The sequence below is a fragment of the Microbulbifer agarilyticus genome (genome assembly GCF_001999945.1).
Lineage (GTDB): Bacteria > Pseudomonadota > Gammaproteobacteria > Pseudomonadales > Cellvibrionaceae > Microbulbifer > Microbulbifer agarilyticus_A.
Genome location: NZ_CP019650.1, coordinates 2,010,115 through 2,035,688, shown reverse-complemented (window position 1 = coordinate 2,035,688; position 25,574 = coordinate 2,010,115). Strand labels below are relative to the sequence as shown.

The window sequence follows — 25,574 nt, the reverse complement described above, 5'->3', positions numbered from 1 at the left end:
ACATCTCCAGTATCAGGGATGACAAACATACAGTGCGCGATCATCCAGTACTCTTGTGCTTCTGCACACAGAGTCGATTTCAGCTTCGAACTTCCGGTATTTACGATGATCGATCACGAGAAAGAACGGGATCCTCTGCTGCAGAAGAGAGGCAAAGTGCTCATCATCATCCAGCAGTTTGGCATTGCCATCAGAGTAGAATTGCGCGCTGTACGGACGATGGCCCCAGTAGTATAGGTCAGCAGTACCGATGGCCTGCATTTCAGACCGTAGCAGCACCGATTCGTTCGGCTTATTCAGTTTGCCCAGCCCAACTACCCCAACAAGAATCGCGAGCACAAACAGGGAAAGCAGTGCCATATATAGGGAGCTGCGGGTCAATGGATTGTTTGTAGCCACAAGCAGCGCCATGGCGCTAAATCCGGGTAGCACGTAGGTTGGAAGAATATTACCTGCCAATGTAAACAGCAGTAGAGGAGCCACCATCCAAGCAATCAGGTAACGATTAAGTGAAGCGGTTTGGGAGGCGCCCTGTTCTGCTTTACTCTTTAGTGGCTTACCACCAAATAAACGTCGGAAGCCCGACTTGAGAATCCAGAATGACCACGGAAAGGCACAAACCAACCAGAACAACCAAATCATCCCGCGCGGTTTGTCGTGGGCAGACCCGTACAAATCCCCTTCCCAGCCGGAAACCAGAAAGCGCTGGATATGTTCACCGACAATAAAGTACTCGAGGAAACCTGGAGTCCGGATCTCTGCCCATATATACCACGGCAGGGTCAAAACAAGGCACAAGGGCAATCCGGTTGACCAAGGCAAACTGCGAATCGCGTTCAGCAATACGCCCTGCCACACACTCCAAAACACCAGTGCGATCCCGATAATCACCACGGCCACAGGGCCCTTAATCAACATACCCAAGGAAATGGCAACAAAAAACAGGTGACCAAACAGTGAGCGGTTCCGCCCGGAATAGCTAAGCCAGAAGCTCACCATGGCAAGCGTACACGCCATCAATAATGCGCTGTCGGTCATCACCATACCAATGGCGACAATCGTTCCAATACAGGAAGCGAAGACGAGCGCGGCAAAGGTCGCGGTGCTTCGACCCAAAAACGTGCGAGCGAAGCCATACACCATAAACAGGCTGACAACTCCGCAAACAAAATGCGGAAGACGCGCGACAAATTCGCTAACCCCAAACAATGAAAAGCTAGCCGCACTGATCCAGGTATGGAACGGAGGCTTGCCCCAGAAAGGGACACCGTAATCGTATTGCGGCGTAATCCAGTTTTGGGTTTCGAGCATCAGGCGCGCCATCTCCCCGTATCGGGCCTCCGTCGTATCGTAGAGTGGATACAGGCCCAGGGAGATCAGCCGAAACGTCACAATGGCGAGAATTAATATTCCGGCCCAGTAAACAATACTGCGTTCACTATCTGCAAACATTGAATCATCAGGACGCATGCTTTTTTACCACCCCATTTGCCTGCGGTTTATGCTCAATATCCATCACCAGATAAATGGGCCGCGCTTTTACCTCTGAAAATATTCTCCCGACATACTCACCCAGCACACCCACCGCGATGAGCTGGACACCGCCCAGAAAGAGCTGCATCAACATCATTGAGGGGTATCCGGCAACCGGTTCACCAAACACGACCGTCTTCGCGAGGACCCATAGGCCATACGCAAAGGCGGCAAGGGAAATGAGCGCCCCAGCCCAGGTCGACAACCTCAGGGGTTTCACGCTAAATGCGGTGATCCCGGAAACACCAAGGCGAACCAGCTGGAGAAATGACCACTTTGTATCGCCATCGGCACGCTGTGGCCGATCGAATTCGATGGTGGCTTTCTTATAACCGGGCCACGACAGAATGCCCTTCATATATCGGTTGCGCTCATTAAGCAGCTTGATGTTTTCGACAACTCGGCGACTGATTAATCGGAAATCACCTACATCGCGCTCAACCGGTGCATCTGAAAGATAATCGAGTATTCGGTAGTAGAGATGGGCGGTCCACACCTTGAACTTCGACTCACCGAGGCGCGCTGAGCGCTTCATGTTGACGACGTCATAGCCACATCGCCAGGCAGCGAGCATTTCGGGAATGAGTTCAGGAGGATCTTGCAGGTCAGCATCGAGTATCGTGATCGCCTGCCCACGGGCATGTTCAATACCGGCTGTTAACGCTGCTTCTTTACCAAAATTGCGCGTCAAATTGATGCAGTGAATGTCTGCGTTAATCGCGGAGAGAGTCTGGAGTATCTCCCAACTGCGGTCGCTACTGCCATCGTTGATATAGAGGATTTCGAAGGTATCTTCGTCGAGGGTACTGAGAACCCTGAGAAGTCGATGATGAAATAGTTCCAGTACCTCTTGTTCATTGAACACTGGAACGATAATGCTGAGCGTGACATCTCCTTTGTACACAGCGCCTTGACTGATCACGTGCATAACTTTTCTCAACAAATGAAGTTGAGCGAAGGATACGTGTGGCCAGGTCTACGAAATGTCCATTACCGTGACAAGAGTCCCCTATTTCAATTGCGCACGATCCTTGGGAAATTTACTCGTTAAATCATGCTTTAGGGAAAACCTGATGCGCTTCCGGCGCGCCTAGTGCCTGAAGCCCAAAAGTCAGATACAAAAAAGGCCTGTCGTAGACAGGCCTTTTTACTCGGGATCATTACCTGGAGCGCTTATTCCCCTAACCAGCGCTCCAACGTTTCCGCCAAGCTGTCTTTGCTCAACGGCTTGGTAAGGAAGTCGTCCATACCGGCAGCGAGACAACGGCCTTCGAACTGCTCTTCCGTGGTACTGGTCAGAGCGACGATGGGCAAACGGTCATCGGGGGAATACTCACCCTCCCAGATCCGCAGCTGCTCAATAATCTCGGCACTGTGCGCAGTGTTCTGCTGGCAATCCACCAGCACAAGATCAAAGTTCTGGTCTGGAAGCAGTGCCAGAGCGGACTCCACGGACGGAACCACTTCCACTTGGTATCCGAGAGCCTGCACCATTTCTTCGGTGACACCCTGGTGTTGACGAGATTCCTCAATCAGCAATAAACGGTTTTTACGATTCACTTCCGAATGGTTGCCGACCACGCGACGGCTGATCTTTTTGTGACCGCCAAAAAGGCGCACAACGAGGGCATCGTGAAACTCTTTCCGTGTCACCGGTCGTGGAAGGTACTGTGCTTCCGGGTCTGCAGCGGCCAGCGGTGCAAACTCCAATTTGTGGCTATAGCCACCCAGGCACAACAGCGGAAATTTGGCACTGTCATTCGAGATCGAATGTATAGCCTGTGTGACGCCGCTCAGCAAACACCCATCCCCTGCCGCGGGCGCGAGCACCACCAGTTGCCCCCGCTCCATAAACTGGAGCAACTCATCCATGGGTTCGGTGCTACCGTCATCCCACGCCTTGCACGAAATCTCCATACCGAAGGATTCCAGCATTTGCGTAATACCGCCGACAAACAACCCACGCTGGTGTAACAGCAATACCTCAGTATCTTGCAGGCGGCGATCTGGCTGCAGGTAGATACGCTGATTGGGCTCAATCTCAAATTTAATCACCACCTGGTAGCGATTTCCTTCAGGCGACGAATGCAACTGCAGGTAGCCACCCATGGCTTCTGCGAGCCCCTTGGCGATGCTGAGGCCCAATCCGGTGGTGACCTGAGTGGTATCCATGCGTGAAAAGGCGCCGAACAGTTCCGACTCGTCCGGTAAAATCTCCCCGCGACCGTTATCGACCAGTTTGAGCGTCAGCTGTCCCTCGTCGGTACCGACCTGCTCGAAAGTCGCCTCACCCCAGAGCTCACCCGTATCGGCGATTACCGTAGCGGAGTCCACCAGATTGCGGATCAACTGTGCGGTTTTACGATTGTCACCGGTCACCATTACCGGCAGGTCTTCGCTAATCTGGAAATTAAACTCCAGCCGCTGGCGCTGAGCAGCACGGGCGGCGAACTTAAACGCCTTCTCCATGGTCCGCACCAGGTTGAATGGCGCACGTCGCAAGTGAATATCCTTGCGCGCAACTCGGGTAAACATACCCACGTTATCCACCAACTTCAGTTGCTGGTTACAGGCGTTCTTGGCCAGACGAATCCATTCCTGCTGGCGCTCCGACAGGCGGTCACCTTCAAGCAGTGCCAGGGCACCCAGAGAATCGGAGAGCTGGCTGCGGAATTCCTGGCCCACATTGGCGAGAAACTCATTGGTAACCTCAACGGCCGCATCCGAGTGTTTGCGAGCCTCTGCGAGGTTGCTGGCTTTTTGCTGAAGCGCCTGCATGGCGGCCACGCGGTCCCAGTAGTTCTCGGACTCGCGGCGGGCCTGATGAGCCATTAGCCAGACAAAAGTCAGAGTGAGCGCGCCATAGATAGCGCCGAGAATGTCGGCGGTCATAAACCCCTGCAGCGCCGCAGGCACCAGGGAACCAGCCAGAAACCAGGTGAGGAATCGGTAATATGGAGAGAAAACGGATGCGACACTCGCGCAGAATACGACGGTATAGAGCCACAGAAACTGGGTCGCAGGAGAAAACCCAAGCAAAAACACATGGCTCAGCAGGATGACACCCCACCAAACCGCACCAGCGGTAGATGCTATGAAGTAGCGGCTCCGCCAGCGCTTGGGGCCTGTGGCATACAGGTTATCAAAGCGGAATACGTAGTAGGCGCGGACCAGAGTCAGCAGTACCAGAACGAGCGCAAGTACCAATACCAGCTTGGGGGCAGTAACACGCAGTTCCCCGATGGCCACCGCAACCGCAAACGCCAGCAAGCTGAACAGCATGCCACGGCGACTATATTTCGCGATGCGCGTATCCGTGTTACGGCACACACGGCGATCTTTCTGCACCTTGAGTTCGGGGTGATCAAATAAAGGCATAAAGGTATCCGGGAAACGCTCCCTGTATCCGAAACGTCACGGCGGCGGGCTACTGGCCCAACCCCATGACTTCCACCAGCACGGTCTTTATCACAAAACCCAGCAAGCCGAGGCCAAGCGCCGTGAACAAGATAAAGGTACCGAAACGACCCGCTTTGGATTCTTTGGCCAGATTCCACACAATAAACATCATAAACAGAATCAGGCCACCAATACCGACGATCAGGGAATACTCTTCAAACAGTTCGAAGCTCATGCAACCTCTTCTAAACGCGTTTCCCCAGTAAGATCCCGGGCGCTGGCAAATGCTGCCAACGAAAGTGTCGGCGCAAAAATTGGCGCGTATTGTATAGGAGCTTTTGGCGTGAAACCACGAAGACACAGCGAAAAACCGAGGGTTTTGGCTAACCACTCGGCCTCGTGATGATGCCCTAGCGCAGAATCACGCCTATGCGTTTATCGGACGGAAGCTAGACAGCTATCGAACTGTGCTTACGCGCCTTGATAGTAGTCGCTGTCATCCGCCTTGGTGCCGCATTTGACGCGGCGGACCTCTCGGTCACGATACCGACTGTCATGCCAGCAACGCGGCAGCGATTCCCCGGACAGAAAGCGCAGGCGAGACTTGTCGAACACTTCCGGGTCCTGAACCTCTTCACCCCACAGATAGCGCCCGACGACGGTCAGTTCGTATGGGTTAGCCAGCGTTACGATATCGGCAACGTCGATCAGGTGATTACCTTCGGAATCTCTCAACAGCATGGTTGGCCCCTATTTCCTCGTACTACCTTCCAGTATAGGGAGAAAACTGCGCCACCCGGGATGCCAATCTATAAAGATTCCAAGCCAACACTCGAATGCAGACCTAGAAAATCGTACCAAATATGGGTTTAAAGGCGTAAAAGGTTCACGAAAAACGAAAAGATAAGTAAAACCAAGGGTGGCTGAGCCGAACTATCGCTCGAGCGTCAAACGTGCGGAAATCATGCCCTCTTCAGCCAGTGAATCGATGCTGATTGAGCGAATGACAAAGCGCTGCTGAAGCAATGTATTTAACCAGGGCTGCAAATCTTGATAGCGCGCCTCGTCAATCCACAGACGAATACGGCCATCACCCTCGGGCTCAAAACGTTTGATGGTCAACTTATGGTTTTTTGCGGCTGCGGTGACCCGCTGCAGCAAGGTGCCCTGCGCTTGTGACTGGCCACCGGTATTCCTTTGCACGCGCTCCAGCTGCGGGCGCTGCTTTTCGATCCAGGCCACTAGCTCGCGAGATGCCTCGGCCTCCGCGTGAGCGCCTTCAAAGAAGGATTGTGCAGGTTTGAACAAGCCAAACACGATGATGATAACGCCGAGAAACAACCCCAGGGTGCCCAATGCGCGCTGATCGCTGGGCGGCAATGCGGTCCACTTCTGGCGCCACTGTTCAATTGTCTGATTCATAAGAAATCTTTCTTTGCTGTTGCGCAATTAGCGCAAACGTATACGGCCGGAAACACCATTTTCGAGCTCATTCGCTGCCAACAACTCGGCGCGGTACTGGCCTTGCCCCAGCTTATTCACCGCGCTATCCAGCTGGCCCAGATTGGCGGCACGCAGTTGCAGCACCAGCTCTCCTCGCCCGCCGTCAAAGCGCAGCGATTGCAGCTTCAAGCCGCCGCTATTACCACTGCCCCAGACACCGCTCAATTGTTCGAGCTGACCGGCAAATTCGCCACCACCGCCCGAAGCCTGATTGAGGTAACCAGTGATCTGGCGGCGCAGATCTGCACTGGCCGAATCCCCCGGGAAGATCTCGCCGAACAACGCACGGGCCTGCTTATCCGCATTACTTGCCTGCACCTTGTAATAAATGCCAGCACCTATGAAAAATGTCAGCTGCAGGACGAAGCAGGCGACCACTGCAATGGCGGGCTTTTTCCACCAGGGCCCTTCATCCGACTGCAACGTTACCTGATAGGCTCCACTCAGTAGATTCCCCGGTACCGACGGCTTTAGGTGTTCGAGGAATAGCGCTTCCGGCGCTTTTTCCAGCACCTGAACCTCGCCAAGCTGTTGCAGGGTTGCGAGTTCCAATTCAGTGGCATCACCCAGTAGGGATAAAGTGGCACGCCCCTCTGGCGCGACCGAAGCGACTTCATCGCCGCCCTCTTCCGGCGCCTGTTCGGATGCGTCCGTCACCTCCAAGAGACTCTCGGCCACTACGCCGGCCAGTGGACGCTGCACGGAAAGCCCGCGGCCACGTGCATCCCAGAAATGCGCCCATGACGGCTCCAGCCAGACACCAGAGCCCTGCTCAAGGCTCGCCAGCAATCGATATTCGGGAATCGCAGCAGTGACCGGCCAACCGAGTCGCTCGATCTGCGCCTTGAGCGTCGCCAGCTTCAGGCTCCCCACAGCCATGACACTACACAAATCGCCGTTCACCGCCTCGCAGGTAAAATGGAGATCTTCAACATCTTCTGCCAGCTGCTCTTCCACCATATAACCCACCGCCTGGCTTTGACGGCGAGCCGCACGGGGTACGGTTTCCAGCCCATTCCACACCCAGGAGCCTGGGAGCAAAAGGACCGCGCGCTCGCCTGCCTCGAATGCAAGCTCAACACCTGACTCAGCGGGCACTGCATCGGCATCCGTAGCTGCTACAGGGGGCAATTGATCCGCGCCACCGAAGGCCTGCGCGAAATCTTCATCGATGGCCACCGACTGCCATTGCGCCTCCCGCCAGCAGTCCAGTGCTACCGCACTGTCGCCGGTCTCGCGCAACCGCAATAGTTTCACTTCATGGCTCACTTAGACCCCCAATAATTCCTGCAAAAACTGGCCGGAAAACTCGCGCCGCTGGCGCTGGATTACTTGTATTTTTCCCGTCGTGTTGTCGAGTTTCAATACCGATTCCCAATACTGGCGGTGTTCCAACCCCAACTGCACGGCAATATGTGCGACATAGTAACTCGTACTAAAGTCCAGTTCGCCTGAGCCGGTGATATCAAAAGCGGTGAGATCAGCCATCTGACTAAATACCACACCAGATTCACGCTGAGAGATCAGACCGGCAATGTTCGCCGACGGGTACATAGCGTTCAGCAACTCGGCCGATGCGGTATTCACATTTACGCTGGTACCCGCTTCGGGTAACGCACAGAGCTCCGGACGCAACAGACTCCAGGTTTCCGCCTCCATCCCCTGCACCGCGCGGAGCTCTGAAGGATCGGTGATCAAGGTATCCGGGGTCCGATAGGCGAGTTCCAGCCCCAGGTAGCCGTTATCCTCTGAGCCGGATGCCAACGGGGTGTCGCCGGCATCGAGCCAATCTTCGATGGCCAGCGCGACATCTGGCTGCCCACCCAGATTGCGCACCATACGCTGCAGCACCTGGTGCGCCCCAGTACCACCTGAACTGCCACCTGAACTGCCACCCGAGCTACCAGAAGCACCGCTAGACGAGCCACTGGAAGATCCTCCTCTGCCCGCTCCAGAGCTAGATCCGCCACCAGAGCGCGGAGCTGTCAGATTATTCACATTAAAACAAGACTGTAAGTCTTTGATTAAAATACGAATTTTTCCATTATCCGGGTTGAACTCAACCTGCTTCTGAGCCCAGAGTTCCATCAGGTTATCACTGGACTCGGACGCGGCCTGATCCTCAATAAAGTCTTTTTCCAGCGTGATAATCGCCCACGCCTCGGCCCCATGTACAAACTCGGCAAGCTGGGTGTTTGCCAAAATGGCGCTGGTGCGCGATATCGCCAAGCGATTGCGAGTTACGGCATGTGTGATGGCGGCAATGGCGATAACCATCACCAGCAGTACGGTAATCAGTGCCACGCCTTTCTGTCGGGACAGGGACATCAACTTCACTGACGCTCCCCTCCTTCGCCGCCTGCATTGCCGTCGGTGCCACCAGAATTACCGCCGGCGCCGCCATTACTGCCGCCACTACTCTGGTCACCGCCGTTTGATCCGCCGCCGGAAGCACCGCCCGAGCTGGCACCAGATGCAGCGCTGGACGCGTTGAATTCAGGCAGAGAAAACAATCGACGCATTTCACCGCCAGTGCGGGTTACCAGCGTGACCTCAACCGCCTGGGGCAAGCGCAGGTCAACCGCGCCAGGTGTGGTGGCGGAAGAAACTGGCGGCCACTGGGACAACCAGACGCGGGTATCGCGGTCGAAGTAACGCACATTGAGCTCTACGATGTCGTCGAGCACCGGCTCGACAACGGCCTCGGAGTCGGGCCCGCGGTCCAATACGCGCCAGCGGCTGCGCAACAACAACACCGTGTCATCATCCTCCAGGGAGTCGAAACGGTCATCGTCCTCATCCGGATAACCGATGCCATAGTGCAGGCGCTGGAGGTTACCGCGAGGGTCACCGGTAAGATTTGCCGCGCCCAGGCGCGTAAATTCGAATTCGTTGGTCACGCCTTTGAAGGCCGGCTCATAGCCGCTGTAGCCATTCTTTACCGGGCGCGGCGTAAACTGACGCAGGTCGTCATCCAGGCGATACATCGCCATAGACAATTGGCGCATCTCGTCTGCGCGAGCATTTAGCACGCGATCAGTGGTAAAGAAGGTTTCTAGTAGTGAATAAGAGCCGATACCAATAATCGACACGATGACCAGCACCACCATTACTTCGATCAACGTAAAACCACCGGCGCGACGAGGAGCACGCTGTGGGTTACGCGGGCGGAAGCGTGACGGCGAGTCAGGACAAAGTCGCGAGGATTTCATCGGCCGATTACTCCGCTACCCAGGAGTCGACGGTGAGAATCGGCGGTTTCTCCGGCCAGCCTACCTGCACAATGATGTGGCGCATACGCGGCTCTTTGGTGGATTTCACCTCTGCCGAGACTTCCCACTCACGATCCCCCAGCAAGACCGTTTCGGTCTCTTTACCCAGGGGCGGCCAATCCGTACGCAGGCGAATTTCTGCCAGCACCTGCTGCGCCACAATATTCGCGGTCAGGCGCTCTTCCAGAGCGGCCTGCTGGCGCACACTGTCCTGAAGCGTCTTCAACACACTCGCTGCAATCACACCGAAAATCACCAGCGCCACCAGCACCTCGACCAGTGTGAAGCCACGGGCTCTCGACACGGGTGACGTAGGCGACAAAGAACGGGCGGCACCGCCAGTACGACTAGTAGTCATCGGCCTGCCACTCCAGCTCCATGCCATACAGGCTGCTGTAGGAAATAATCGCGCCGCGACCGACATCGCCGTTGCGCATCAGCAGAAACGCCAATTCCACCGGCAACACTTCACCACTCGAAAGCGCGGCGAACTGCGGGGCTATCTCTTCATCGTCCTGCTTCTTCGAGCTTGAGGAGTTTGGGGAAAAGCTGGTTGTCTGCCCATCGGCATCGGGTAATTCCGTTTGCGACAGAACTTCAAGACGCATATTGGGCGGGAGTTCGTGAGCCATGAAACGGCTGGCATTGGCGGAGCCGGGGGTTGCGGAGAAATCCACTTCCAGCCATTTGAGCGCCGAAGAGTCGTAACGCACCACCTGGTAACTCGACTCTTCAAATACCACACCGTAGTGAGCTTTATCGATCAGTGCGCGATCGGCCACCAGCTGTAACAGATTGGCCAGCCGTTGAACCTCACCGGTCCAATTGCGAGTATCTGTATTGCGCAGCGAGAGCGTCGCCATGCCAGCAAGCGAAGCGATGATGACAATCACCACCAGCAATTCAATCAGGGTAAACCCCCGCTGATGGCGGGCCGGGACGCGCATGTTAGAAATAAATCCTGAAATTAGAGCTCAGCTGCGAAAAGATCCGCAGATTCGCCCTCACCGCCGGGCTTACCGTCCGCACCGAGACTAAACAGATCATAGGCACCGGCGCTTCCGGGGCTGATGTATTGGTACTCGTTACCCCATGGATCCTTGGGTGCCTTCTTCAGGTAAGGCTCAACCCAATTTTTCGCCTCTGGGAAACCGGACGGCTTGCTCACCAATGCGCCCAGGCCCTGATCGGAGCTTGGGTATACAAAGTTGTCCATACGGTACATATCCAGTGCGGTTGAGATCGCTCTCAAATCCACAGTCGCCGCTTTGATGCGCGCCTCACCGGTACGCCCCATGATGTTCGGTACTACCAAAGCGCCGAGAACACCGAGAATCACGATCACCACCATGATCTCGATCAGGGTAAAACCCTTCTGTTTACGCAAATTGCTCATTTCTCACCTCGCGTTTACAAATCTTAAACACCCACCCTCAAACAAGGACAGGTCACACTACTAATTGGTTCATGCTCATGATCGGCATCATGATGGCCATCACGATAAACAGAACAATACCCGCCATTAACAGCAGCATGATCGGCTCAAACAGACTGACGAATGCCGTCACCGCTCCCTGCAGGTCGCGCTCCTGGTTTTCAGCCGCACGCACCAGCATTTGGTCCAGTGTGCCAGAGGATTCACCACTGGCAATCATGTAAGTCATCATTGGCGGGAAGTATTCCACGTCTTCCAATGCTTTTCTCAGGCTGCCGCCCTCTCGCACAAATTTCTGCGCGATGAGCAGGCGCTCTTTCAAATAGTCATTACCCATTACACCGCTGGCAATACCCATGGCCTGCACCAGCGGTACGCTGCTGCCGGTCAGGATGGCGAGCGTACCCACGTAGCGTGCGCTCTGCCCACCACGTGCCAGCCAACCGATAACCGGCATTTCCAGTAGGCGGTGATGGTAGCGGTAGCGGAAACCGGGCCGACGCAGCAGTAGCAGCCAGCCAACTACCATCAAGATGATCGCCGGAGGGATCATCCAGCCCCAGGCGGAAATAAAATCGCTGATGGAGACCAGAATACGCGTCGCCATGGGGAGAGTCTGCCCGGTACCGGTAAAGACCTCAATCACGTCGGGCACAACGTAAACCATGAGCCCAGTCACCACCAAGATACAGATCACCACCAGCACGATGGGATAGATCAGTGCCAGCTGCACCTTCTGCCGGAACTGCTGCTGGCTCTCGGTGTAGTCCGCCAGCCGTTCCAGCACCCCGTCCAGGTGCCCGGAGTGTTCGCCGGCCTCAACGGTCGCGCGGTAGAGTTTGGGAAATGCTCTTGGGAAGCTCCCCAGCGCCTGAGCCAGACTGTGACCTTCGAGCACTTTTGCCCGAATCGCCAACACAATGCGCCGCACCTTCTGGTTGCGAGTCTGGTTGGCAATGGCACTGAGGGTTTCTTCGAGGGGAATACCGGCGCGCAACAGCGTTGCAATTTGACGGGTAAGCAGAGCCAGCGGCTTGATGCCCAGACCGGGGCTACCGCCAAACAGGCTCCCCGCCGCTTGCCCGGCCGCCTCACCAGAAGCTGCCGCCACTTCCAAAGGAATCAGCCCTTTAGCGCGCAGTTGCTGACGTGCCGCTTTGGCGCTGTCGGCCTCCAGCGTGCCGCGATTCTTGCGGCCACCACTGTTCAGCGCTGTGTACTCGAATGCACCCATATCAGGACTCCTGGGTTACTCGCAGCACTTCTTCCAGTGAAGTTACCCCAGCCAGCACCTTGGCCATACCGTCATCGCGAATGCTCGGACCGAGCGTGCGCGCTTCCTGCACCAGTGCACTTTCGGAATCCCGATCGTGAATCATCTGGCGGAGCTTCTCGTTGACCGGCACCAGTTCGTAGATACCGACACGTCCGAGATAGCCACTGTGGTTACACTTCTCACACCCACCGGGTGCGTAGATAGTTGCGCTGGCGCCCTCTTCCAGACCGAGCGCCGAGCACTCAAACGCATCCGCTTCATGTGGCTGGCGGCAATCCGGGCAGAGTACCCTTACCAGACGCTGGGCAAGCACTCCAATCAGACTGGAAGACAGCAGGAACGGCTCGATACCCATGTCCACAAGACGGGTCACGGCGCCAAGGGCGGTATTAGTGTGCAGCGTGGAAAGTACGAGGTGACCGGTCAAACTCGCCTGAATGGCGATCTGCATGGTCTCCAGGTCACGAATCTCCCCCACCATCACCACATCTGGGTCCTGACGGAGAATGGCGCGCAGACCGCGCGCAAAGGTCATATCGGCCTTGGTATTGACCTGGGTCTGACCAACGCCTTCAAGGTTGTATTCCACCGGATCTTCTACGGTGAGAATGTTCTTTTCGCGGTGGTTGATGCTGGCAAGGCCCGCATACAGCGTGGTGGTTTTACCGGAGCCCGTAGGGCCGGTAACCAGTAGAATGCCGTGGGGACGGCTTAGCAGCTCGGTAATGACCTTGAGATCGCGCTCCGCCATACCCAGGTGGCGCATATCCATCTTGCCCGCCTGCTTGTCCAGCAGTCGCATTACCACGCGTTCGCCGGCAGAAGACGGCATGGTGGAAACCCGCACATCCACTTCTCGGCCGCCCATCAACAGTGAGATACGACCATCCTGCGGGATACGTTTCTCGGCGATATCGAGCTTCGCCATGACCTTGATACGCGACACCAGTAATGGCGCCAGGGCGCGACGGGGCTGCAGCACTTCGCGCAATACACCGTCCACACGGAAACGTACCACGAGGCGCTTTTCGAAGGTTTCAATATGAATATCCGAGGCGCCCTGCTTCAGGGACTCGGCAAAAATCGCGTTAATCAGCTTAACGATCGGTGCATCGTCTTCCTGCTCCAGCAGGTCCTCGGTCTCGGGCACTGAGTCAGCGACCGCAGCCAGATCGAGATCTTCACCCAGGCTCTCGACATCGGAGAGGTTGCCCCCTTCCCGGTTTTCGTACTCGCGCTGCAAAGATTGCTGAAAGGTGTCGAGATCGACCGAAGCCACACCCAAGGGTGCTTCGCACAGGCGCTGTACCTCCGCCAGAACAGACGGATTCAAAGGCGCAACGTACTGACACACCGGCGCACCTTCTACCTCGGCCAGCAATACCTGATGCCGCTTGGCAAAAGCGTATGGCAGGCGCTTCAGGGCGAGCTCCGTCATCACTTGGTGTCCTCGGGCTCCAGAGGAAACTCTTCTTGAATCTCTTCAGTGGCCGCCGCAGGCGGCAGCAAATCGGGCAAAACGTCGCCGCGGTTCCAATCCCAAATGCGGCTGGTGCGGTCGCGCAGGTAAAGCTGTTTCTCCTGCATGTCGCGGTAGCGACGACGTGTCTCCTCGTAGCCCGCAATCTGGTTGCTGAGAATCTTCGGGCGGATAAACACCATCAGATTCGTCTTGTTGACTTCCTTAGCGGAGTTGCGGAACAGGCGCCCGATGCCCGGGATATCGCCCAGCAGAGGGACTTTTTGATTGATCTCGGTGACCTTGTCTTCGATCAGACCGCCAAGTACCAAAATGGCACCATCGTCAATCAACACCTTGGTGCGGATTTCGCGCTTGCTAGTCACCAAGTCGACTGCCGGACCGGTCACAGGTAATACGTTCTCGACCTTCTGTTCGATTTCCAGGGTGACCGAGTTGTTGTTATTCACCCGCGGGATGACCTTCAGCTCGGTACCCACGTCTTCACGGGAAACGGTGTTAAATGGATCGGTGCCACTGCCTTCCCGCAACTGCTGCCCGGTCACAAACGGTACGTTCTGGCCGACCAGGATTTCCGCCTCTTCGTTGTCGAGTGCCATCACAGTCGGCGTCGACAAGATGTTGGCGTTATTTGAGGACGCCAACGCATTCAGCGCGACGCGCACATCGGTACCACTCAGGAAACCGAGGTTAAAACCACTGCGCACCAGATTCAGCGGGTCCAGGGACCGCGGATTAATCGGTACACCGTCCACGATGATGTTATCGGGATCATCCGGGTCACCGATCGCCACATCATTTTCGAAGCCGGCAAATACATTGCCTTCATCGCTCGCGATCCACTTGATGCCCAGTTCGTTATCGGTGCCCTCTGTCACCTCGACGATAATCGCTTCGATCAATACCTGTGCCCGGCGCACGTCCAGCTTGGCGATCACGCCCCGCATGGTCTCCAGCAGCGAGGGCGGCGCGGTGAGAATCAGTGCATTCAACTCTTCATTGACCTGAATACTGACCTCAACATTGGCGATCTGTTGGTCTTTTTCGGTTTTCTGGATACTGCCGCTCATACCCTCAAGAATTGGCTTCAACTCCGCGGCGCTGGCGTATTGCACATACACCACCGCGGTGTTGCCATCTCCCGAGAGCGGCTGGTCCAGGCGATAAATCACTTTTTTGAGCTGGCTACGCGTTACCGGGTCACCGGTTAGCAAGATACTGTTGGAGCGCTCGTCGACGGCGATTCGCAGAGGCTGGATATCGTTACCCGCCTGCTTGCCGCCGCCCTGCAGTAACTCGGTCATCACCTGCTTTACTTCTTTGGCAGACGCGAACTCTAGGGGAACCAGTTCAATGTCGATCGCTCCGGCGCGATCCAACTGGCGAATCAGACGTACAATTTGCTCGATGTTGGCCGCGCGATCCGCGACGATCAGAGTATTGGTGTCGGCATAGGCCGCGAGATGGCCGGTTTGCGGAATCAACGGGCGCAACATCGCGATCAGCTGTGCCGCGGAAATGTTCTCTACCCGCACGGTGCGCACGACCAATGCTTCACCGGGTGCGCGGCTGTCCTCGTCGACAACGGGAATGGCTTGCTGCTTGGCCAGGGAATCCGGTACCACCTTCCAGGCATCGCCCTGCTCGATCAGGCTGAAGCCATTTACCTGCAGCACTGACATAAATACGTCAAATGCCTGCTGGTGCGTCATGGGGTCACCGGCAACGACCGTGACCTTACCTTTTACGTTTTGGTGAACAATGATGTTCTTGCCGGTAAAGTCCGCCGCCCAGTTGATCAGGTCACGAATATCGGCATTGTCGAGAGAAAGCGTCACCCTCTCCTGCATCGACTGAGCCAGCACCGAAAAAGACAGTAAAAAACCCAAGGCGACAGCAACTAGCCGTTGGTGAAACACGCTCATCATTATGATTTTGGCTCTAATTCTTTCTTATCAAAAAAAGTTTGGTCTTGAAGACAAAGAGCAGGCCCTAAAACCCCACCTGCTCCAATAGATTTTTATTTGTTCGACTGTGCCGACTGCCGCTCTCGCGCCATCTCTCGCAATTGCTTTAAGCGCTCGCGAATCGATTCTTGCCGATCCCCGTCGGCGGGTGCCCGATTCGCACCAATCACCTTTGCGGCTTGCCGAGCGTAGTTCTCATACTGCTTGGGCACCGTTGGACGCCCATCCGCATCCGGATAGGTCAATTTTTCCATCTGCCCGTTTCTGCGCAGAATAATATGGTCGACTTCCACCGAATAGACCTCCGCACCACCCGGTAGCGCCTGCCCGACGTACACACGCTCGGCCGGCTTGCCCTTCTGGGCCACCAGCGCACTGGCATGGTCGGCAACGCTGCTGCTCAAAACACCGGACAACACCAGGTTCAGCTGCGTAATCGGGATATTGGCGAGATCAATTTCGGGCTCCGCCGTTGGCTTGACAGCGGCCACACCAAAAAATGCCGTGGGAGGTATCGAGGAAGGGTTACTGCGTGCGGTTGAGCGGCTACTGCGCTCAGCCAGGAGGCTGTCGGCGGCGTCCTCACTTGGAATCACCAGATCGCCATAGGCCAACATATTGGTAGTCAGCCAGGTGCCAACCACCGCAACCGTAGCCAACAGGCTGCGCTTTGCCGTACTGGCAGCAGATCCCGGATTCTGCAAAGCAGAAGATAATGTGCGCTTGACCAAAGACATGATTGAACCCGTCTCTGCTGTACCACAAACAGCGTAATTCTCGTTATTGGGCGCCTATTCTCCGGGCTTCCCTGAAGAAAGGCAATCTCCCCCACAAAACAGGTCAATAAACAACCAACCCGCCCGTGAAAAATGTGACGCACCAGACATCTCGTGCAGACACCCAACCATAAAAAAGGGCGGCCAGAGGCCGCCCTTTCCGGTATGGAGTATATGAACCCAATATTACAATTTGGTTTCCAACTCCGGCACCGCATCGAACAAATCCGCTACCAGGCCGTAATCGGCCACGGAGAAGATTGGCGCTTCTTCATCTTTGTTGATCGCAACGATCACCTTGGAGTCTTTCATGCCCGCCAAGTGCTGGATGGCGCCAGAAATACCCACAGCGATGTACAGATCCGGCGCAACGATCTTACCGGTCTGACCAACCTGCATATCGTTCGGTACGAAGCCTGCGTCAACTGCGGCGCGGGATGCACCCACCGCAGCGCCGAGCTTATCGGCCACTTTGTATAGCAACTCGAAGTTTTCGCCGTTGCCCATGCCGCGACCACCAGAGATCACAACACTTGCCGCGGTCAGTTCTGGGCGATCGGACTCGGCCAGCTCCTCACCGACAAACTTGGATACGTGGGCGTCATCTACGATATCAACGGATTCGATCGCAGCGCTGCCACCTTCGGCCGCTACAGGGTCGAACGCAGTGGTACGCACAGAAGCGACCTTGATCGCATCGGAGCTCTGCACGGTCGCGATCACGTTACCGGCGTACACAGGACGCTTGAAGGTGTCCGGGCTTTCCACCGCAATGATGTCGGAGATCGGCTGTACGTCCAGCAGTGCCGCCGCGCGCGGCAGCATGTTCTTGCCGGTGGTGGTGGCCGCAGCCAGAACGTGGCTGTAATTTTTGCCCAGGTCAGCAACCAGCTTGCCGGTGTTCTCACCCAGCTGATGCTCGTACGCCGCATTGTCGGCGACCAGCACCTTGCTTACGCCATCAACCTTTGCCGCCGCTTCCGCAACAGCGCCACAACCACTACCAACAACCAGTACGTCGATGTCTCCACCGATTGCCTTGGCGGCAGCGACGGTATTCAGAGTGGCGCCTTTCAGCTCCGCATTATCGTGTTCAGCAATTACCAGAATGCTCATCAGATTACCTTCGCCTCGCTCTTCAGTTTTTCCACCAGTTCCGCTACATCGGCAACCTTGATACCAGCCTGACGCTCTGCTGGCGGCTCAACCTTCAAGGTTTTGGTGCGCGGGGCGATGTCCACACCCAGCTCTTCAGGAGTGGTCACATCCAGCGGCTTACGCTTGGCTTTCATGATGTTCGGGAGGGAGGCGTAGCGCGGCTCATTGAGTCGCAGGTCGGTAGTCACAACCGCTGGCAGGGTCAGCTCAACGGTCTGCAGGCCGCCGTCAATCTCACGGGTAACTTTTACGGACTCGCCTTCAACATTCACTTCAGAAGCGAAGGTGCCCTGACCCATACCGGTCAGCGCGGCCAGCATCTGGCCAGTCTGGTTGTTGTCACCGTCGATGGACTGTTTGCCCAGAATCACCAGCTGAGGCGCTTCTTTCTCAACGATGGCTTTCAGGCACTTGGCAACCGCCAGCGGCTGCAGCTCGGCATCGGTTTCTACCTGAATACCACGGTCGGCGCCCAGAGCCAGTGCGGTACGAATCTGTTCCTGGCACTGCTTGGGGCCCATGGAGACAACAACGATCTCGCTGGCCACGCCCTTCTCTTTGAGGCGTACCGCTTCTTCGACCGCAATCTCACAGAAGGGGTTGATGGACATTTTGACGTTGGCAATGTCCACATCAGAACCGTCCGCCTTGGGGCGAACTTTCACGTTGTAATCGACAACGCGCTTCACAGCTACAAGAACTTTCATGAAAATCCCGTCTCAGTAGTCTACATAAAAGCCGCAATCTGCCGCCTACCATGGCGCTGACCTGCGGCGTGGCTAACTCGCGTAGCCTCGCGGCTGAGTGTTTAGCGGCTCTGCCAAAGCGCTCAAAGTGAGCGTTTTCGGGCCTTTGCGAGCCGACCTCGAGTTCAAACAGTTGTTTGACCGGGGCGTATGTTGGCCCTTTCACCGAGCAAAATCAATAGTTGAATAGTAAGCCTAGCAGTCATTCATAAGATCAATTTCAGGCCATAAACCCACACTATTCTAGACAGGCGAATACCGCGATTTACGCCACTTTTGCCAGCGGATATGAAAAGTTACGCAATTGGTGAGATTGGTCACGGACCGATATAATCGATAAACCTAAAAGTTGCCTGTCATAATTCGGCAGGTGAATAACTAAATTAGTTGAGGAGAGACCTGTGGAACGCGAGTCAATGGAATACGACGTAGTCATCGTCGGCGCGGGCCCTGCCGGACTGGCCGCCGCGATCAAGCTACGTCAGATCAATGAAGACATCGCCGTATGTGTGGTTGAGAAAGGTTCGGAAGTTGGTGCGCACATCCTCTCCGGTGCCGTATTTGAACCTACCGCGCTGAACGAACTGTTCCCCGACTGGAAAGAGCGCGGTGCGCCTCTGGAAACCCCGGTCGAGGGCGACGATATCTACGTACTCCGTGGCCCGGAGTCCTCCATCAAGGTTCCCGGCATGCTGGTGCCCAGCACCATGCACAACGAAGGCAACTACATTATCAGCCTGGGCAACCTGACCCGCTGGCTCGCCGAACAGGCCGAAGCCCTCGGTGTTGAGATCTTCCCAGGCTTCGCGGCTGCAGAAGTCCTGTACAACGAAGACGGCTCTGTAAAAGGTATCGCGACCGGCGACATGGGCATCGGCGCCAACGGCGAGCAAAAAGACAGCTACATGCCCGGTATGGAGCTGCACGCGAAATACACCCTGTTTGCCGAAGGCTGTCGCGGACATCTGGGCAAGCAGCTGATTGCCAAGTTCTCTCTGGATGCAGATCGCGAGCCGCAACACTACGGCATCGGCATCAAGGAAATCTGGAAGGTCGACAGCAGCAAGCACAAGCAAGGCCTGGTTGTGCACACTGCCGGCTGGCCGCTGGACGAATCCGGTTCCGCCGGTGGTGGCTTCCTATATCACCTGGAAGAAGACCAGGTAGTTGTCGGTCTGATTACCGACCTGTCTTACAGCAACCCACACGTCAGCCCGTTTGACGAATTCCAGCGCTACAAGCATCACCCGGTGATCAAACAGTATCTGGAAGGCGGGCAGCGTGTGGCCTACGGTGCACGTGCCATCGTAAAAGGCGGCCTGCAGTCCCAGCCGAAGATGACCTTCCCGGGCGGCATGCTGATCGGTGACGACGCCGGCACCCTGAACTTCGCCAAGATCAAGGGCAACCACACCGCAATGAAGTCCGGCATGCTGGCCGCGGAATCCGTAGCGGAAGCCCTGAGCACCGAGCGCGGCGGCGACGAGCTGACCGATTACAGCGAGCGCTACAAGAACAGCTGGGCATGGAAAGAGCTGCACAAGCAGCGCAACTTCGGTCCAGCACAGCACAAGTGGGGCAACATCTTGGGCGCAGCCTATGCGTTCGTGGACATCAACCTGTTCAAAGGCAAACTGCCGTGGACCCTAAGCGACAGCAAAGCGGACCACGCCCAGCTGAAACCTGCCGCAGACTGTAAAAAGATCAACTATCCGAAGCCGGATGGTGTGCTGAGCTTCGACAAGCTGTCGTCGGTGTTTATCTCCAACACCAACCACGAAGAAGATCAGCCTTGTCACCTGACCCTGAAGGACAGTGACATCCCGCTGAACCATAACCTGCCAATCTACGATGAGCCAGCACAGCGCTACTGCCCTGCCGGCGTATACGAAGTGGTAGAGGACGGTGACGGCAAGCGCTTCCAGATCAACGCGCAGAACTGCGTACACTGTAAGACTTGCGACATTAAGGACCCCACCCAGAACATTGTGTGGGTGACTCCGGAAGGTGGCGGCGGCCCCAACTATCCAAACATGTAATTGCTGAGCAGTCAGTGTATAGGGCGCCCAATGGGCGCCCTTTTTTATTGCCTTGAAATTGTTAGTCACCAAAATGAAAAAAACCAGACACTGCTACCAGTGTCCGGCTCTTTAAGCGTTCCCTGTTGCTGTAATACTTCCAGGTACTTTTTTGTTATCGAAACCTATCGCGATTAGAACTTGTACTGAGCACTCAGCGCAAAAGACTGTCCCGGCTTTTCTTCGAATACGACCACGTTTGCGCGCTCAATTTCGATCGCCTCGTCCAGCAGGTTCTGCATCTTGGCTTTGATGGTGATTTCTTCGGTCGGGTACCAAGAGTACGTCAGGTCCAGCGAGTGGAACGGCAACTCATAGGCATCTGGGGCACCGTTACGGCCGGCTGCGTACAGACGATCGCCAAACACGTTGTATCCCAGAGTTGCGGTATGTCCGCCATCTGGAGAGTCGAAACCTACCAGCATGTTAACTACGTACTCGGAAGCACCGGTCATTTCACGGATCGGGTTGGTCGGCGCGTCTGCTTCGGCACCGGCAACTAGTTCCGTTTCCTGGAAGGTCAGGTTGCTCTGTACGAAGAAGCTATCCATGAAATCACCGAAAAAGCCGAGCCCCTTCAGCGCCTCAATTTCTACACCCGTAATCTCACCAGATTCCGCATTGATGATTTCCCGAGCGACGTTGGTATCACTGGAGGCCAACTCAAAGAATTCGATCGGATCAACAATATCTTTGTAGAAAGCGGACACCGTCAGGTTGTCGCCATTGTCGAAGTACCATTCACCACGCACGTCAAAGTTGGTGATCTCAGACGGGCGGGTGTCCGGGTTACCTTTCACCTGTTCGTCGGTGATTGGGTCGATGTAAATCGCCTCAGTAATCTCACGCAGGTCCGGGCGCACTGCAGTTTTACTCGCACCGAAGCGCAGCTGGAAGGTTTCCGCCCACAGCGCACCCATGTAGGTCAATGAAAGAGACGGATATACCGCGTCGTCACTGTAAGTGGCATCACGCAGCGCATCTTCATCCAGGTCAATCTGTGGACTCTCGATACTGTAACCATAGGGATTCCAGTCGAGCGCAACCTGATTGTACTCTTCCCAGCGTGCGCCAGCGGAAGCACGCCAGGTCTCATTCAGGGTCCAGTCAACCTTAGCGAATACGGCATCCGTCAACGTTGCGGCAATATAACTCTGATTATTGGTGCCAGCGCGGTCGAAAGCGTAGTCGTTGGCCGTGTCGGTGATTTGCCCATCGCCAAACACCTGATCAAGGGTCCCGCCCAAAGACGTAGGGTCGGCAACATTGATTGCGCCGATACGGAACTCGCTCTGCTTGTAGTAGCGCGCCTTTTCGGTACGCGCAAAACCGCCGCTCAACTCCAATGAAGAACTGGAGAACTCCAACGGCAGAGTAGAACTCCATCCGTAGTTCACGACCTCATCTTCCAGTTCGGTGAAACGGAAGCCGGAACTGTTTACACCGTTACTGACCGAAGAGCTCACCACCTCGCCAAGACTATTGGTCAGGGTATCGGCATTGACGGTAACTTCATTCGGAATATCGGTCTGCGCCGTTGACTCGGAGTAGAACCAATCAACTTTCAGCTCTTCCGGCGCCCAGCTCAACAGCCCCCCTGGAACCATGCTTTTGGTTGCGGGGCCGAGGGTGTGTGAGCCACGAGCCTGATTCACCAGCAAATCACGCTCTTCATACTTCAACGCATATTCACGGAAACCGCGGCCATCAGACAGCTGGCGGTTTTCGTTAAAGTAATCGCGAATAGAAGTATCGTCGTCGGTATTACGCAGGTACAAGCTCGTCAGGGTAACTTCATGGTCGTCGCCATAACGAACGCCCAGATTGAGGTTACCGCTCAGGTCGACAGAATACGTTGAGGTATTCTCGACATCCACAACCTCTTCCGGCAAACCATAAGAACGCTTTACGGTCTCTTCTTCACGCCAGCGATTCTTATAGGAAGCGCCCGCCAAGAAACCCACTTCCAGGTCGTCGGTGATGTAAAAACGGTTGCCGACGCTACCTTTCACATCCATATCCGGGTTGCTGGAGTCTTCCTGCACGGCGATGTCGCGGTTCAAGTGCAGGGCAAGCTCACGGTTGAGTTGTTTTGCGGCCGCGATTGCTTCGGAAGCTGAGGCATATTCATTTCCTTCCTGCTCCAGCACTTCGCGAATATCCTGCACACCCAGCTCACCCTTAAAGCGCTGCAGTGCTTGCTCCAGCTCCACAGGCAAGGCTCGAGTGCCGTCATCGGTACCGAAGTTGTCATCGTCACCGCCGCGGTAAGACAGCACATCACCATCGGTCTCGGTGTTCATACCGCTGCCCAACTCAATGGAGAAAGTCAGGCCATCGGGAATACCCTTGGTACGGATGTTGACGTTACCACCACCAAAGGTTGCCGCCTGATCGGCGGAATAAGATTTCTGTACCGCGAGAGAATCCACAACAGATGTCGGGAAAATGTCCAGCGGAATTACGTTTCGGGTCAGATCTGGAGACGGCACGGTCGCACCGTTCAGAGTGGTACTGGAATAGCGCTCACCCAGACCACGAACGTAAACAAACTTGTCATTAACGAGAGACAGACCAGCCACACGACGCAGCGCAGCAGCAACCGTAGAATCCCCTACTCGGCCGATCATCTCAGAGCCGAGAATGTCCGTTACCACTTCTTCTTCCAGGCGCTCACTAACCAGCATCTCTGCCGAGTCTTTCAGGCGCCCCTGAACCATGACTTCTTCAATTTGCTGAGCCTGTGGTCCAGCAATATTATCCATCTCTACCTGCGCGAATGCGTTCGGAGCAATGACAGAGGCCGTGGCGATAGCCAATACCAACGGCACTCTTTGAAACTTTTCGTTCTTATCCATTTCCCAGGCCTCTAATCGTTCCTGATCTCAAAATCAAATGAGGCGCCGGCTCCAGCGTGTGAAGGCGGCGCCTCTCAGTCAGAATCTAGCAGTCAGAATCTAAAGTCCTGACCACCTAAGCACTTACTGCTGCTCGAACCACAGAGCCTGAGCGCGGCTGCCGTCGTGCAGGCCGTAGGTCCAGCCAACAGTCCAGTCGCTGTCGCCAGCACTCAGGGCACCCAGGTACGCGCGCTCGACCGGAGAGATACCTACCGCAGCGTCATTTACCATCATGCTGTCGGTGTCGATGGAGAATACAGACAGAGGACCTTCAAGCAGCTGTAGACCAGTGTCGGCAGCGGCAGTCGGGTTCAGAGCGGCGTCAGCCGGTACGTCGGCAAATACGTTGCCGTTTGCAACAGCCCAGGCTTCCAGCTCGTCAGCACCAATCGGACCGCCTTTGGTCTTATCAGCACAGGCAAAGATGTTGGAAGTAATGCTCGCTTCTGTACCAGCAGCCAACGCTGCAGTGGTCTCGTCGCTCTCAACACGCAGACAGTAGTTGCTGCCTTCCACACCATTTTCATCAGCGGCGAAGGAACCGATAACCATAGAGTTGGTGATCATCGGGAAGATACCTTCGCGGAATCGCCAGCCAGCACCCGGATCGTGAGTACCTTCGCTCTGTGCGGAGATGATGCAGGTCAGACCATCGATCACCGGGCGGCTGTTCAGGCCGGCAGCGATCAGAGCGGAGTAATCGTTGGTGTCTTTGTAAGAACCGATACCGTCAGATTCGATACAGTGGTTACCGTCGGTTTCGCTCTGAATAACCAGTGCGTTTGTGATGGAGCCGCTCCAGCCTTCATCGATATCGATGGAGTCGTCGCGAACGTACATGGCCAGGTAGTTTTCGAAACTTACCGCACCACCGAACATCTCGATGCCGTCGTCGTAAGTAGAGTAAACCTGCAGATTCTTAACGATGGTACCGGAACCCACAGAGCTGAAGGTGATACCGTTCAGCTCGTCACCGTTCGCAACTTCCGCACCAGTGTGCTTAACGCGAACATACTCCATGTGACCGGAGCTGTCGCCGTTGTTGTCACCGCCATAGTTGGACTGATCTTTACCGGCAGCACCTTCGGCCAGTACGTGACACTCGGAGGTGTTCATTTCGGCATCGTAAGCACACTTGTTTGTGATACCGAAACCGTTGATCACCATACCACCCCACTGCTGTACGTCTTCAGGACCTACAGTGCCTTCTACGTCAGACAGAGAAGTGAATGTAATTGGGTCTTGCGCAGTACCTACCGCTACCAGCTGGGAGCCGCGGTTTACAACCATAAACTTGGTGCTGTCTGGGAATGCAACAGTAGCGCCAGCCTGTACGGTCAGCCGAGCACCGTCACCGCCTTCGGCGATACCAGCAGCAGCCATGGTGGTGTCGTCGTCGTAGTTGTTACCAACGAACAGGCTACCTTCAAAAAGGTGCGCACCGTTTTCCAGGGCAGGAATTACCAAGTCAACAGTCAGCGGGTTGCCGGAGTCAACAAACGCTGCGTTGTAGGCACAGTTACCAGTTTCAGAGTTGAATTCACCCTGCTTAACAGAACCGGCTTTTTCATAAGAAGCGCACGGGTTATTTACAACCGCGCCACCGTCACCGCCGCCAGTGCTGTTATCTACGGAGTTGTCGTTGGTTTCCGGAGCAATGGTAATACCGCCGCTGTCACAGCCAGCCAGCAGACCAGTGATAGCAGCTGCCAGCAGCAGCTTCTTGGTTACGAGTTTCATGAATCCCCCTAACAAGGATGAAATGGATTTATCCGTAAATATTTTTTTTAACGGCCAAAGCAATTTGGACGAGGGGGAGTCTAGGAATGGAGTGTTGCGAAAATGTTACGAATGAAAGACGCGAATATGAAAATGGGACAAATATTTCAAATATCTTTAAATATGAAATTTATATTTCGAATATATTTCTTGTATATTTCTAATATGTTTCACGAAACATTATTTCGTGCAAAAACTAATCGGACTTAAATTACGTGGAAGAGTGAACTATATTCGTGCGATATTTTTTACAGAGCCAACGGGATCAACTC

General features: G+C 55.4%; 21 protein-coding genes. 1 reads left to right on the top strand and 20 read right to left on the bottom strand.

All coding sequences use genetic code 11. From position 1 onward, the window contains the following. Nucleotides 1–12: 12 nt before the first annotated feature. The 18 genes from Mag101_RS08240 to Mag101_RS08155 all read right to left on the bottom strand — a co-directional run bounded on the left by Mag101_RS08240 (nucleotide 13) and on the right by Mag101_RS08155 (nucleotide 18,506). Nucleotides 13–1,470, bottom strand: a complete 1,458-nt coding sequence (locus Mag101_RS08240; RefSeq protein ID WP_077403341.1) for an ArnT family glycosyltransferase — start codon at nucleotides 1,468–1,470, stop codon at nucleotides 13–15. Next, nucleotides 1,460–2,461, bottom strand: a complete 1,002-nt coding sequence (locus Mag101_RS08235; protein ID WP_077403338.1) for a glycosyltransferase family 2 protein — start codon at nucleotides 2,459–2,461, stop codon at nucleotides 1,460–1,462. The genes Mag101_RS08240 and Mag101_RS08235 overlap by 11 nt, the downstream gene beginning before the upstream one ends. A 245-nt stretch (nucleotides 2,462–2,706) precedes the next feature. Beyond that, on the bottom strand, nucleotides 2,707–4,911 hold the full coding sequence (locus tag Mag101_RS08230) for a hybrid sensor histidine kinase/response regulator (protein ID WP_077403335.1): 2,205 nt from the start codon (nucleotides 4,909–4,911) through the stop codon (nucleotides 2,707–2,709). A 49-nt stretch (nucleotides 4,912–4,960) separates the two neighbouring features. Next, nucleotides 4,961–5,167 carry a DUF2788 domain-containing protein gene (locus Mag101_RS08225; protein ID WP_010130444.1) on the bottom strand — a complete coding sequence of 69 codons (207 nt, stop codon included), beginning with the start codon at nucleotides 5,165–5,167 and terminating at the stop codon, nucleotides 4,961–4,963. 236 nt (nucleotides 5,168–5,403) lie between these two features. Then, complete coding sequence (locus Mag101_RS08220) at nucleotides 5,404–5,673, bottom strand: hypothetical protein (protein WP_010130445.1); 270 nt, start codon at nucleotides 5,671–5,673, stop codon at nucleotides 5,404–5,406. A 192-nt stretch (nucleotides 5,674–5,865) separates the two neighbouring features. Then, complete coding sequence (gspM, locus tag Mag101_RS08215; RefSeq protein WP_077403332.1) at nucleotides 5,866–6,354, bottom strand: type II secretion system protein GspM; 489 nt, start codon at nucleotides 6,352–6,354, stop codon at nucleotides 5,866–5,868. 27 nt (nucleotides 6,355–6,381) lie between these two features. Then, entirely contained in the window at nucleotides 6,382–7,692 is a 1,311-nt protein-coding gene (gene gspL, locus Mag101_RS08210; protein WP_198040137.1) for a type II secretion system protein GspL, read from the bottom strand. 12 nt (nucleotides 7,693–7,704) lie between these two features. After that, nucleotides 7,705–8,763, bottom strand: a complete 1,059-nt coding sequence (gene gspK, locus Mag101_RS08205; RefSeq protein ID WP_232325202.1) for a type II secretion system minor pseudopilin GspK — start codon at nucleotides 8,761–8,763, stop codon at nucleotides 7,705–7,707. 5 nt (nucleotides 8,764–8,768) lie between these two features. After that, complete coding sequence (gene gspJ, locus Mag101_RS08200; protein ID WP_077403323.1) at nucleotides 8,769–9,647, bottom strand: type II secretion system minor pseudopilin GspJ; 879 nt, start codon at nucleotides 9,645–9,647, stop codon at nucleotides 8,769–8,771. Nucleotides 9,648–9,654: 7 nt separating this feature from the next. Beyond that, nucleotides 9,655–10,065 (bottom strand): type II secretion system minor pseudopilin GspI, encoded by a 411-nt coding sequence (gene gspI / locus Mag101_RS08195; protein WP_077403320.1) that lies wholly within the window; start codon nucleotides 10,063–10,065, stop codon nucleotides 9,655–9,657. Beyond that, nucleotides 10,055–10,654, bottom strand: a complete 600-nt coding sequence (gene gspH / locus Mag101_RS08190; protein ID WP_077403317.1) for a type II secretion system minor pseudopilin GspH — start codon at nucleotides 10,652–10,654, stop codon at nucleotides 10,055–10,057. Before gspH ends, gspI begins: the two co-directional genes overlap by 11 nt. Nucleotides 10,655–10,674: 20 nt before the next feature. After that, nucleotides 10,675–11,103: a type II secretion system major pseudopilin GspG gene (gene gspG, locus Mag101_RS08185; protein WP_077403314.1), complete on the bottom strand. Its 429-nt coding sequence runs from the start codon at nucleotides 11,101–11,103 to the stop codon at nucleotides 10,675–10,677. 52 nt (nucleotides 11,104–11,155) lie between these two features. Continuing rightward, nucleotides 11,156–12,376: a type II secretion system inner membrane protein GspF gene (gene gspF / locus Mag101_RS08180; protein WP_077403311.1), complete on the bottom strand. Its 1,221-nt coding sequence runs from the start codon at nucleotides 12,374–12,376 to the stop codon at nucleotides 11,156–11,158. 1 nt (nucleotide 12,377) lies between these two features. Further along, nucleotides 12,378–13,856, bottom strand: coding sequence for a type II secretion system ATPase GspE (gspE, locus tag Mag101_RS08175; RefSeq protein WP_077403308.1), 1,479 nt, complete (start codon nucleotides 13,854–13,856; stop codon nucleotides 12,378–12,380). Then, nucleotides 13,856–15,736, bottom strand: a complete 1,881-nt coding sequence (gene gspD, locus Mag101_RS08170) for a type II secretion system secretin GspD (protein WP_077408160.1) — start codon at nucleotides 15,734–15,736, stop codon at nucleotides 13,856–13,858. The genes gspE and gspD overlap by 1 nt, the downstream gene beginning before the upstream one ends. A gap of 182 nt (nucleotides 15,737–15,918) precedes the next feature. After that, on the bottom strand, nucleotides 15,919–16,602 hold the full coding sequence (locus Mag101_RS08165; protein WP_077403305.1) for a type II secretion system protein N: 684 nt from the start codon (nucleotides 16,600–16,602) through the stop codon (nucleotides 15,919–15,921). 225 nt (nucleotides 16,603–16,827) lie between these two features. Further along, nucleotides 16,828–17,757 carry an electron transfer flavoprotein subunit alpha/FixB family protein gene (locus tag Mag101_RS08160; RefSeq protein WP_077403302.1) on the bottom strand — a complete coding sequence of 310 codons (930 nt, stop codon included), beginning with the start codon at nucleotides 17,755–17,757 and terminating at the stop codon, nucleotides 16,828–16,830. Beyond that, nucleotides 17,757–18,506 (bottom strand): electron transfer flavoprotein subunit beta/FixA family protein, encoded by a 750-nt coding sequence (locus Mag101_RS08155; protein ID WP_077403299.1) that lies wholly within the window; start codon nucleotides 18,504–18,506, stop codon nucleotides 17,757–17,759. The genes Mag101_RS08160 and Mag101_RS08155 overlap by 1 nt, the downstream gene beginning before the upstream one ends. 440 nt (nucleotides 18,507–18,946) lie before the next feature. Here Mag101_RS08155 and Mag101_RS08150 point away from each other — a divergent pair, with 440 nt between their 5' ends. Further along, nucleotides 18,947–20,584, top strand: coding sequence for an electron transfer flavoprotein-ubiquinone oxidoreductase (locus Mag101_RS08150; protein WP_077403296.1), 1,638 nt, complete (start codon nucleotides 18,947–18,949; stop codon nucleotides 20,582–20,584). Nucleotides 20,585–20,757: 173 nt separating this feature from the next. On the opposite strand, the gene Mag101_RS08145 is transcribed toward Mag101_RS08150, so the two are convergent. Beyond that, nucleotides 20,758–23,481: a TonB-dependent receptor domain-containing protein gene (locus tag Mag101_RS08145; protein WP_077403294.1), complete on the bottom strand. Its 2,724-nt coding sequence runs from the start codon at nucleotides 23,479–23,481 to the stop codon at nucleotides 20,758–20,760. 123 nt (nucleotides 23,482–23,604) lie between these two features. Beyond that, nucleotides 23,605–25,263, bottom strand: coding sequence for a serine/threonine protein kinase (locus Mag101_RS08140; RefSeq protein WP_077403292.1), 1,659 nt, complete (start codon nucleotides 25,261–25,263; stop codon nucleotides 23,605–23,607). Between the last annotated feature and the right edge of the window lie 311 nt (nucleotides 25,264–25,574).